Consider the following 10,417-nt stretch of genomic DNA (forward strand, 5'->3'; position numbering starts at 1 on the left):
AGAGAGCTGATCATGCGTGTAGACAATGCTATATTTCCATCAATGGCGCAGGCTACGTCATTTTTCGGCGGTCCAGAGAACGGGCCGTTTGTCATGGTGAATTTGCTGAAGTTCAAAGACAAGGCGGAATATGCCGATGGCAGCGATTCCGATCTTTCTGGTGCAGCGGCTTATGCCCGCTACGGTAAAGCTATTCAGGCTTGTTTGGCTGCCGTCGGTGGCCGCCAAATTTACGCCGGGATAGTTACTGGAATGATGATTGGTGAAGTTGAGGACGAATGGGACATGATCGCTTTGGTCGAATATCCGTCCCTTGCGGCCATGCAGAAAATGGTGTCTTCGCCTGAATATCAAGCCATTGAATCTCATCGTAAAGCTGGGCTTGCTGGCCAATTGAACATCCGCACTAGTCAGATTGGACATTGATATGAAACCGATGAAGAACCGCATGACCGACTTGCTCGGGGTCGAATATCCTATCATTCAGGCGCCAATGGGTTGGATTGCGCGGGCGCAACTGGCATCGGCGGTGTCAAACGCAGGCGGGCTTGGCATCATCGAAACATCCTCGGGGCAGTTGGATGAAGTGCGCGCCGAAATCATCAAAATGCGCGGACTTACCGATAAGCCCTTCGGGGTGAACATCGCACAAGCCTTTGTTCGCGACCCGGGCATTGTGGATTTTGTGGTCGACCAAGGCATCAAATTCGTAACAACATCTGCGGGCGACCCCAATAAATATTGCGGTCCGCTAAAGGCAGCGGGGCTTACAGTTTTTCACGTCGTGCCGACCCTCGCTGGCGCATTGAAAGCCATTGATGCCGGTGTTGACGGTCTTGTCGTCGAAGGCGGCGAGGGCGGTGGTTTCAAAAATCCGAAGGACGTTGCGCTGATGGTCCTGCTGCCGCTTATCCGGAGCAAAGTTGACGTGCCTATCGTCGCTGCTGGCGGCATTGTCTGCGGACGGACAATGGCAGCGGCATTTGCGCTTGGCGCAGAGGCCGTACAAATGGGCACACGGATGGTCAGCGCTGCGGAATCGCCTGTGCACCATAACTGGAAAGACGCCATCATCAACGCGAAGGAAACCGACACGCTGTTCCTCAATCGCCATGGGCCGGGGCCGGCATTACGTGCCTTGCGCACTGAACGAACAACAAAGCTGGACGTTGAACCAACGGACAATATCATGGGCGAAATGCGTGGTGTGCTTGATTTGTATTTCGGCGGTGACATGGAGGCTGCGATCGCTCTTTCCGGGCAAGTGGCCGGACGCATTGATGCGGTAAAACCCGCCAAGCAAATCATCGACGAGGTGATGGAGGAGTTTTATACCGTCATGAACGATTTGCGGCGTGACTATCTTTAGGATGTGAATTGGACCCTGTCCTCGAAGAATTTCTAAGCGATCCAGCGGCGGATGCTTCGGCGCTGCACGATGTTGCGCGGATCAAGGCCATACTGGAACAATGTGGGCGTGATGGCCGTGCGATCAGCTATTCCGAGCTTTTGTTGAATCTCGGCTTCCGCTTCACACGGCCCAAAATGCGCGCGGTCTGCAAGACGTTAGACAAGATAGACCAGATCACCGCCGACGAAGGCACCCCTGCGCTCGCGGTGCTTGTGGTGCGTGAAGGTGACGGCTTGCCTGGGCAGGGCTGGTGGACAGGGCGGACCGATTATCAGGGTGAATGGACAGGGCCGCAAGCGCATGCCCATATCCGAAAACTTTAGGACGATGTGTTCGCATATTGGCAAAACAAACCGCTTTGAATTTGAAACTGATCTGGGACGACGAAACTAATGCAACAGGCAACCGATTTTTTAGATGAAAGCAAGGCGTTATGCGCTTTGCTGACCTCGCTTTCCGAGGCAGATTTTGAAACGCCAACCCAGTTCAAGGGCTGGACCATCAACAACATCATCCGCCATTTGCACGTCTGGAATATCGCAGTCGACCTGTCGTTGCGTGACGAGGCGGCGTTTGGTGCGTTCGTCGCTGCGATGATGGCTGGCGTTCGCGGGGGTAAGTTGCCCGAGTTTGAGGCGAGCTATCTGGATGGTCTTTTGGGTCATGCATTGCGAAACGCGTGGATGGAGCGTGCAGAAGCCACTGCTGTTGCATTTGCTGCAGCGGATCCGAAGCTTCGTCTCAAATGGGTTGGCCCTGATATGAGCGCGCTAAGTTCAATCACGGCGCGGCTCATGGAAACTTGGGCACATGGGCAGGCGGTTTACGATGTGCTTGGCGTGGCGCGGCAAGACACTGACCGGATTGGAAATATCGCACGGCTTGGCGTCAATACATGGGGCTTTACTTGGAAAAATCGCCGCACCGAGCCGCCCGGCCCGATGCCGAAATTGCGCCTGTTCGCTCCATCCGGCGCGGTTTGGGAATATGGCGAGCCCTCCGAAAGCGGTATGATTTCCGGCAGCGCGACGGAGTTTTGTCAGGTTGTCACCCAATGCCGGAACATTGCGGACACTGCGCTTGAAGTCACAGGCGAAGTCGCGCATCAATGGATGCGTATTGCACAATGTTTTGCCGGGCCACCACAAGACCCGCCAACAAAAGGCTCGCGGCATTGCGCCGACAATGCCCACGGTAAATGGCTATCTTGAGCGGCTTGCGGCAAACCCCATAGTGGACATCACGACATTAAAAGCCGTGCGTTTCGTTATGAAGGATGGGCGGTTTTTAAGGCCGAATGATTATGCCCTTTTGCGGGTCTGTCCGGCCTTGAAGCGTTTCTACAAAGGCGGTTTCGGCGGCCTTCAGTCCTGCACGAATTTCGATGTCCACCACGCCATCGGCTGCAGTTAGAAAGCTTTTCCAACTGCGGCCGACGGCTTCGCCAAAACCCTTTGGTCCTAGTTCCTGAATTGTCGCGACCGCGTGATCGGGGGCGAAAAATAGAACTGGTTTTGGTCCAGGCATTTCGCCGCCACTTGCGCCAGCACTGTTTGGGCCTCGCGCGTCAACATGGGTGGCTCCGACCAAGCAGCTATATTTTAAATGGCTAACCAACCTCTCGTGAATAGCACGGAGCAGCCGCGAGTTGCCGGCAAAATCGACGCATACCGACGCGGTCTCGGGCAGTGCGTCGACTTCATCATAGGCCATGACGCCGTCGTACAGGCCAGTCCCGAGGACAAAGTCCACATTGCCCTTTGAAGTCAGGCCTATGCGCTTTATGCTGGGCGATAAATCCTTCGCCACGCTTGCAAGACCCATCGCCGTTTTGGATGAAGCGCTGGTAATGAGCAGGTTTTCTGAGCCAAACCAGCCTTCTCGGCGGAGCATGGCTTCAATCAGGAAGCCGGTTTTGAATAAAGGCCCAAACAACATACGCTCCGCCTCTTTTGCGGGGTCATGTTCCGGGTCGGCGGCAAGACGGCTATATTGGTTATAAATTGGGCTCATTGGCTGCCGGTGTGCGGCCATATCGGTGAAACCACCGGCGCTCACTTTGCCAGGCACGACATCGAGATGCGTCCCCATCGGTAAATAGCCATAGACGCGTTCGCCAACCGCGATATCGGGGCAATGTGATTCTTCAACGACTGCATGGCCCCACATTGGCACGACGCCAAAATCGCCCTCCGCTGGAAAGAAGTTCCAATAGCCGAACTGGTCCCCGATGACGGCATAAGTGATGTTATTAGCCGTGGCGGAGAAGCTCTCGATACGCAAACGAACCGCTTCTTCGCCGAGCGGGTGCAATGCGGCTTCATACACCTGCGTTTGTGTCAGCGCCTGTTTGTTTACCCAGATTGTCGATGCCATATTTGGCCCTCCTTGCGATGGCATAACCGCCTGAACTTATCCATTCAATGAAAGACTAGAGACTCCATTGATCACATTGATGTGAATATGTACTTTGACAATCACACTACAATGTGAAAAAGACGAATCATGAGCACTCAACTGATCAATAAACTTCGTAGCCTCGTCAACGACGGTGGCTTGTCACGGTCTGGCCTAGCCCGTGCTGCTGGCCTTCATGCAAATACTTTGCGCGACTTGGATGAGCCGGGCTGGAACCCCACCGCTGAAACGTTGCGTAAGTTGGAAAGCTATTTGTTCTCCAACGACGAGACGCCTACGCTCGTGCCGATTGAGGAAATCATTGAAGAGGCGCGCAATGGTCGAATGTATATTCTCGTTGATGATGAGGACCGGGAGAATGAGGGCGACCTGATCATTCCAGCGCAAATGGCGACGCCAGACGCGATCAATTTCATGGCAACGCATGGCCGTGGGCTAATCTGTTTGACCATGACCAAAGCGCGTTGCGAACAGCTTGGCCTGACGCCGATGGCGCGCGAAAACCGCGAGAGCATGCAAACAGCCTTCACGGTGTCCATAGAAGCCCGTGAGGGCGTCACGACGGGCATCAGTGCTGCTGACCGGGCCCGAACCATTTCCGTTGCTGTGGACGCCTCTATGGGGCCTGATGACATTGTTTCGCCGGGCCATGTCTTTCCGCTCACCGCGCGCGATGGTGGCGTTCTGGTGCGTGCGGGCCATACAGAGGCCGCTGTCGACATCAGCAGGCTTGCTGGCCTCAACCCGTCGGGCGTGATTTGTGAAATCATGAAGGATGATGGCACAATGGCGCGGATGGACGATCTTGTCGCCTTCGCGCGTATGCATAATTTGAAAATGGGGACGATCCGCGATTTGATCGCCTATCGCCGCAAGCACGACCATTTGGTCGAAAAGCGCGCGGAGATGAAGTTCAACAGCCGCTGGGGCGGCGATTGGGCAGCCATGACCTTCTACAACAAGGCGACGGGCGATGAGACCATCGCTTTGGTCAAGGGCCACATTGACCCTGAAAAACCGACATTGGTACGTATGCATACCATGTCGATGTTCGTTGATGTGTTTGGGGAGGATAGTGAGCGTTCTGGCCTGCTGTCCCGCTCGATGGAGGCCATTGCGGCTGAAGGTGCTGGTGTTATCGTGGTTATCAACAAGCCAATGAAAAACGTCGTTTCCCGCTTCATGCAACTGCGCGCGGAGGGCAAGCAAGCTGGCGCACCCGAGATAGAAGAACTGCGCGACTATGGCGGCGGCGCACAAATCCTGACCGAACTAGGCGTGCACGACATGATATTGCTGACCAACACGCACCACGCGCTGGTTGGCCTTGAAGGCTATGGCCTTTCCATTTTAGGCGAGCGGTCTATTCCCGGCACCGGAGGCGAGTAATGGCAAAGTTTCTGATAGTTGAAGCACGGTTTTATGACCATCTGAACGACATGCTTGTTGCCGGCGCGAAGGCGGCGTTGAAGGCCAAGGGGCATGAGGTGGAGGTAATCACTGTGCCCGGCGCGCTCGAAATTCCAGGTACAATTGCGATGGCCGCGGAGGCGCAAATATATGATGGCTTTGTCGCCATTGGCGTCGTCATTCGCGGGGAAACCTATCATTTTGAAATCGTTGCTGGCGAAAGCGCGCGTGGTATCATGGCGTTGACGATGGACGGCATTGCCATCGGTAATGGTATATTGACCGTTGAGAATGAAGCACAAGCCATAGTGCGCGCCGATCCCAAGCAAAAGGACAAGGGCGGGGAGGCAGCTATTGCCGCGATGGCCTTGCTAAATCTGCAAAATCGTTTCAACTGAAACGATGAGCGCACCGACTTTAACGACACAAATCAACGCTGACTCCGAAGAGTTTAAGGCGCGCAGTGCGCACAACCGAGGATTGCGCGATGAACTTTGGGCCAAAGTCGCCGAGGCGGCGTTGGGCGGTAATGAAAAGTCGCGTGAGCGCCATACGTCGCGCGGCAAATTGCTGCCTCGTGAGCGCGTCGAACGCCTGCTGGATAGCGGTTCGCCTTTCCTAGAAATCGGCCAGCTTGCAGCGTGCGACCTGTATGATAGCGAAATTCCCGCCGCTGGCCTAATCACGGGAATTGGCCGCGTTTCGGGCCGGCAGTGCATGATTGTTTGTAATGACGCGACGGTAAAGGGTGGCACTTATTACCCGATGACGGTCAAAAAGCATTTACGGGCGCAAGAAATCGCCGAGGCGAACCATTTGCCATGCATCTATCTGGTCGACAGCGGCGGTGCGAATTTGCCGCATCAGGACGAGGTTTTTCCCGACCGTGACCATTTCGGGCGCATCTTCTTCAATCAAGCAAATATGAGCGCCAAAGGCATCCCGCAAATCGCCTGTGTCATGGGAAGCTGCACCGCGGGCGGCGCTTATGTGCCCGCCATGTCAGACGAGAGCGTCATCGTCCGCAACCAAGGCACGATCTTCTTGGCAGGCCCACCTTTGGTAAAGGCTGCGACAGGCGAAGAAATCAGCGCCGAGGATCTGGGCGGCGGCGACTTGCATGGCCGGAAATCGGGCGTGGTCGATCATGTGGCCGAGAATGACGAACACGCGCTGACGATCGTGCGCGATATTATTTCGCACCTTGGCCCCATCCACAAACCGAACATTGATCTAAAAGAACCACGCCCGACAAAATTCGACACCGAAGAGCTTTTCGGCGTCATCCCCGACGATGTCCGTGCGCCTTACGATGTGCACGAAGTTATCGCGCGCCTTGTCGACGGCAGCGAATTTCATGAGTTCAAGGCGCTGTATGGCACGACCTTAGTCTGCGGCTTTGCACATATCTGGGGCATGCCTGTCGCGATCCTCGCCAATAACGGCGTATTGTTCAGCGAAAGCGCAGTCAAAGGCGCGCATTTTATTGAACTTGCCTGCCAACGCCGGATCCCGTTGCTGTTCCTGCAGAATATCAGCGGCTTCATGGTCGGCGGCAAATATGAGGCGGAGGGCATTGCCAAGCACGGCGCGAAACTCGTGACCGCCGTTGCCACCGCCAGCGTACCCAAGATCACTGTGCTGATCGGCGGCAGCTTTGGCGCAGGAAATTACGGCATGTGCGGACGGGCTTATTCGCCGCGTTTCCTGTTCACTTGGCCCAATGCGCGCATTTCGGTGATGGGTGGGGAGCAAGCCGCTTCGGTGCTCGCCACCGTCCACCGCGATGCGGAAAAATGGACGCCGGAGGAAGCCGAAGCCTTCAAGTCCCCAATCCGTCAGAAATATGAGGATGAAGGCAACCCCTATTACGCGACCTCGCGGCTTTGGGATGATGGTATCATTGACCCGGCGCAGACGAGGGATGTGCTTGGATTGGCGTTTGCGGCCGCACTAAACGCACCCGTCGAGGAGGCACCCCGCTTTGGGGTGTTCCGGATGTGACCCAGATGATCCAATCTCTCCTCATTGCCAATCGCGGCGAGATCGCCTGCCGGATTATCCGCACGGCGCAGGCCATGGGCATTCGCACCGTCGCGGTTTATTCTGATGCCGATGCCAAGGCATTGCATTTGCAGGAAGCCGATGAGGCTGTACATATTGGGTCGTCTCCGGCGCGTGAGAGCTATTTGGTCGGTGAGAAGATTATCGCTGCTGCCAAAGCCACGGGAGCAGAAGCAATCCATCCAGGCTATGGCTTCCTCTCCGAAAATGCGGAATTCGCGCAAGCGGTGATTGACGCAGGGCTGATCTGGGTCGGGCCAGCGCCCGCTAGCATCACCGCGATGGGGCTGAAGGATGCGGCCAAGACACTGATGGCCGAAGCCGGTGTGCCCGTTACCCCTGGCTATATGGGCGAGAATCAGGACCCGGCGTTCCTTGCTGAACGTGCCACCGAAATCGGCTATCCCGTGCTCATCAAGGCGGTCGCAGGCGGCGGCGGGAAGGGAATGCGCAAGGTCGACGATGCAGCTGACTTCATCGACGCGCTCGCCTCTTGCCAGCGTGAGGCCAGCGCCTCATTCGGCAATGCGCATGTGTTGATCGAGAAATATATTCAGCGCCCGCGCCACATTGAGGTGCAGGTGTTTGGCGACACCCATGGCAACATCGTTCATTTGTTTGAACGCGATTGTTCGTTGCAACGCCGTCACCAAAAGGTAATCGAGGAAGCCCCCGCGCAGGGCATGGACGAAGCCACACGCGCACAGCTTTGCGCGGTAGCGGTAAAGGCGGCCAAAGCAGTCAACTATGTCGGCGCGGGCACAATCGAATTCATTGCAGATGCGTCTGAGGGTCTCCGCGCCGATCGTATCTGGTTCATGGAAATGAATACGCGGCTGCAGGTCGAACACCCGGTGACTGAAGAAATCACGGGCGTTGACCTTGTCGAATGGCAGTTGCGTGTGGCGAGCGGGGCGGCTTTGCCAATGCGGCAGGAAGAGTTGCGTATTAATGGTTGGGCGATGGAAGCCCGGCTCTATGCGGAAAATCCCGCGACGGGCTTCTTGCCCTCCATTGGTTCACTCGACCATTTGGAGTTTCCCGAAGAACTGCGTGTTGATACAGGCGTGCAACAAGGCGGCGAAGTGTCACCATTCTACGACCCCATGATCGCCAAGCTGATTGCTTGGGGCGCAACGCGTGAAGAAGCGATTGACCGCTTACGTGACGGTATCGACGGCACTGAAGTATGGCCTGTCAAAACCAACGCAGGATTTTTGGGCCGTTTGCTTGATCTGGACGACTTCGGACTTGGCGATGTTGATACGGGCCTTATCGCGCGGGAAGTTGATGACCTCGTATATCCATCTGGTCCAGAGCCCGAAGAGCTTGCAGAAGCTGCGGCATTGCTATGCGCTAGCCCCGGTAACGGACCTGTTAGTGCCATTCTGGGCTTCCGATTGAACGCACCGCCACGTGCTGAGGCGCGCCTAATGGACGACGCTGGCAACCTTTATGTGGTTCCGTTTGACGAAGTCGAGGCTGACGAGCCGACCGCTGATGTACTTGCCTTTACCGATGGTTTTGCGTGTCGCTATGTCTTGGATGAACCGCGCGGGTCGGGGCATAGTGCTGTAAGCGACGGCGCAATATTGTCGCCCATGCCTGGCCGCATCATTGCGGTCGAGGTTGCGGCGGGCGATAGCGTCACCAGGGGCCAGAAGCTCCTCACGCTTGAAGCCATGAAGATGGAGCACAGCCTCACCGCGCCGTTCGACGGTGTGGTGGCGGAGTTGAATGCCGAGGTTGGTGCCCAAGTGCAGGTTGAGGCGTTGTTAGTGCGGATAGAGATGGTGGAAGTGTAATGGCAGGCAAATATTTCAACCAATGGCAAATCGGCGACAGCATCATTCACGAAATTCGCCGGACGGTAACCGAGACGGATAATCTGCTTTTTTCGGTCATGACCCATAATCCGCAACCGCTGCATATCGACGCGGAGGCGGCGAAGGCTAGTGAGTTCGGGCAAATCCTCGTAAACGGCACCTTCACTTTTGCGCTTATGGTCGGATTGTCGGTGGGCGACACGACGCTGGGCACGTTGGTTGCGAACCTTGGTTATGACAAGTTGGTGATGCCAAAACCGGTGTTTATTGGTGATACGCTGCGTGCGGAAACCGAGGTCATTGCGCTGAAGGAAAGCAAGTCACGGCCAGATGCTGGCGTTGTGACTTTCCTTCACCGTTGCATCAACCAGCGCGACGAAATTGTATGCCAGTCCGAGCGCGCAGCGTTGCTGAAGAAGGCTTAGATTGCCATAACGTCGGGCGTGGAGCATAATAAGGGCATGAAACTGCGCTCGCTCCTTTTCGTCCCGGGTGACCGGCCTGACCGTTTTGCAAAGGCCGCTGACAGCGGCGCTGATGCGATCATCATTGATCTTGAAGACTCGGTTGCTGTCAATCGGAAGATTGTAGCGCGCGAGGCGACGGCTGAATATCTGTCGGGCGACCGCCCCATTCCAGTGTTCGTGCGCGTCAATCCGCAGGATAGCCAAATGACGCATGACGATCTCGCGTCAGTGTTGCCCTACATGCCCGATGGCATCGTGTTGCCCAAGGCGGAAGGCGCGCGCTCAGTCAACTGGCTACGCGCGGAGGCAGCGGCGGTGGCGGACAGTCAGGATGGCGAAGCCCCGCCGATTTTGCCGATAGCGACTGAAACCCCCGGAGCAGTGTTTGACCTTGGCACCTTGCGTGAGGTCGCCCATTATCTGGTTGGCGTGAGCTGGGGGGCAGAGGACCTGCCCGCCGCGATAGGAGCCGCAACCGCGCGCGAAGCGGATGGCCGTTACACTGCGCCGTTTGAAATGGTGCGGTCGCTTACGCTTTTTGCCGCGCATGCCGCGGGTGTTGCGGCAATCGACACTGTCTTCCCAGGCATCAGCGACGAGGCGGGGCTTGCCGCTTATGTCGGCCGCGCCGCGCGCGACGGCTTCAGTGGCATGCTTGCCATTCACCCGTCGCAGGTGGGAGCAATCAACGCAGGTTTTACGCCTTCCGCTGAACAGCTTGCGCATGCGCAATCAGTTGTAAATGCCTTCGCGGCCAACCCCGGAGCAGGGGTGCTGCAAATGGACGGTAAAATGATCGATGCGCCGCATTTGAAAGCGGC

General features: G+C 56.4%; 11 protein-coding genes. 10 read left to right on the forward strand and 1 reads right to left on the reverse strand.

Going from position 1 to position 10,417, the window contains the following annotated elements; genetic code table 11:
• Positions 1 to 12 precede the first annotated feature (12 nt).
• The 4 genes from QE270_RS03340 (at position 13) to QE270_RS03355 (ending at position 2,622) form a co-directional block, all read left to right on the forward strand.
• Positions 13 to 426 carry a DUF1330 domain-containing protein gene (locus tag QE270_RS03340; protein WP_300035146.1) on the forward strand — a complete coding sequence of 138 codons (414 nt, stop codon included), beginning with the start codon at positions 13 to 15 and terminating at the stop codon, positions 424 to 426.
• 22 nt (positions 427 to 448) lie between these two features.
• The gene (locus QE270_RS03345) at positions 449 to 1,369 is read left to right on the forward strand and encodes a nitronate monooxygenase (RefSeq protein ID WP_300035148.1); all 921 of its coding nucleotides are present in this window, start codon (positions 449 to 451) and stop codon (positions 1,367 to 1,369) included.
• Between the two features lie 8 nt (positions 1,370 to 1,377).
• Positions 1,378 to 1,734: a ribose-phosphate pyrophosphokinase gene (locus tag QE270_RS03350; RefSeq protein ID WP_300035151.1), complete on the forward strand. Its 357-nt coding sequence runs from the start codon at positions 1,378 to 1,380 to the stop codon at positions 1,732 to 1,734.
• Between the two features lie 69 nt (positions 1,735 to 1,803).
• A complete protein-coding gene (locus QE270_RS03355) occupies positions 1,804 to 2,622 on the forward strand; it encodes a TIGR03084 family metal-binding protein (protein ID WP_300035154.1) in 819 nt (272 codons plus the stop codon).
• 76 nt (positions 2,623 to 2,698) lie between these two features.
• On the opposite strand, the gene QE270_RS03360 is transcribed toward QE270_RS03355, so the two are convergent.
• A complete protein-coding gene (locus QE270_RS03360; RefSeq protein WP_300035157.1) occupies positions 2,699 to 3,787 on the reverse strand; it encodes a DUF2855 family protein in 1,089 nt (362 codons plus the stop codon).
• 129 nt (positions 3,788 to 3,916) lie between these two features.
• Here QE270_RS03360 and ribB point away from each other — a divergent pair, with 129 nt between their 5' ends.
• The 6 genes from ribB to QE270_RS03390 all read left to right on the forward strand — a co-directional run.
• The gene (ribB, locus tag QE270_RS03365; RefSeq protein WP_300035160.1) at positions 3,917 to 5,218 is read left to right on the forward strand and encodes a 3,4-dihydroxy-2-butanone-4-phosphate synthase; all 1,302 of its coding nucleotides are present in this window, start codon (positions 3,917 to 3,919) and stop codon (positions 5,216 to 5,218) included.
• Positions 5,218 to 5,637 carry a 6,7-dimethyl-8-ribityllumazine synthase gene (ribH, locus tag QE270_RS03370; protein WP_295442200.1) on the forward strand — a complete coding sequence of 140 codons (420 nt, stop codon included), beginning with the start codon at positions 5,218 to 5,220 and terminating at the stop codon, positions 5,635 to 5,637. Before ribB ends, ribH begins: the two co-directional genes overlap by 1 nt.
• Before the next feature lie 4 nt (positions 5,638 to 5,641).
• Positions 5,642 to 7,243 carry a carboxyl transferase domain-containing protein gene (locus QE270_RS03375; RefSeq protein ID WP_300035163.1) on the forward strand — a complete coding sequence of 534 codons (1,602 nt, stop codon included), beginning with the start codon at positions 5,642 to 5,644 and terminating at the stop codon, positions 7,241 to 7,243.
• 5 nt (positions 7,244 to 7,248) lie between these two features.
• On the forward strand, positions 7,249 to 9,108 hold the full coding sequence (locus tag QE270_RS03380) for an acetyl/propionyl/methylcrotonyl-CoA carboxylase subunit alpha (protein ID WP_300035175.1): 1,860 nt from the start codon (positions 7,249 to 7,251) through the stop codon (positions 9,106 to 9,108).
• Entirely contained in the window at positions 9,108 to 9,554 is a 447-nt protein-coding gene (locus tag QE270_RS03385) for a MaoC family dehydratase (protein ID WP_300035166.1), read from the forward strand. Before QE270_RS03380 ends, QE270_RS03385 begins: the two co-directional genes overlap by 1 nt.
• Before the next feature lie 36 nt (positions 9,555 to 9,590).
• On the forward strand, positions 9,591 to 10,417 hold an 827-nt coding region (locus tag QE270_RS03390), incomplete at its 3' end, for a CoA ester lyase (RefSeq protein WP_300035170.1).

The organism is Sphingorhabdus sp. (assembly GCF_029865925.1).
Lineage (GTDB): Bacteria > Pseudomonadota > Alphaproteobacteria > Sphingomonadales > Sphingomonadaceae > Sphingorhabdus_B.

Excerpts from the sequence above, each read along its gene's own strand:
- QE270_RS03375 (WP_300035163.1), top strand. The coding sequence starts at position 5,642 with ATGAGCGCACCGACTTTAACGACACAAATCAACGCTGACTCCGAAGAG.
- QE270_RS03355 (WP_300035154.1), top strand. The coding sequence starts at position 1,804 with ATGCAACAGGCAACCGATTTTTTAGATGAAAGCAAGGCGTTATGCGCT.
- ribH (WP_295442200.1), top strand. The coding sequence starts at position 5,218 with ATGGCAAAGTTTCTGATAGTTGAAGCACGGTTTTATGACCATCTGAAC.
- QE270_RS03360 (WP_300035157.1), bottom strand. The coding sequence starts at position 3,787 with ATGGCATCGACAATCTGGGTAAACAAACAGGCGCTGACACAAACGCAG.
- QE270_RS03380 (WP_300035175.1), top strand. The coding sequence starts at position 7,249 with ATGATCCAATCTCTCCTCATTGCCAATCGCGGCGAGATCGCCTGCCGG.
- QE270_RS03385 (WP_300035166.1), top strand. The coding sequence starts at position 9,108 with ATGGCAGGCAAATATTTCAACCAATGGCAAATCGGCGACAGCATCATT.
- QE270_RS03340 (WP_300035146.1), top strand. The coding sequence starts at position 13 with ATGCGTGTAGACAATGCTATATTTCCATCAATGGCGCAGGCTACGTCA.
- ribB (WP_300035160.1), top strand. The coding sequence starts at position 3,917 with ATGAGCACTCAACTGATCAATAAACTTCGTAGCCTCGTCAACGACGGT.
- QE270_RS03345 (WP_300035148.1), top strand. The coding sequence starts at position 449 with ATGACCGACTTGCTCGGGGTCGAATATCCTATCATTCAGGCGCCAATG.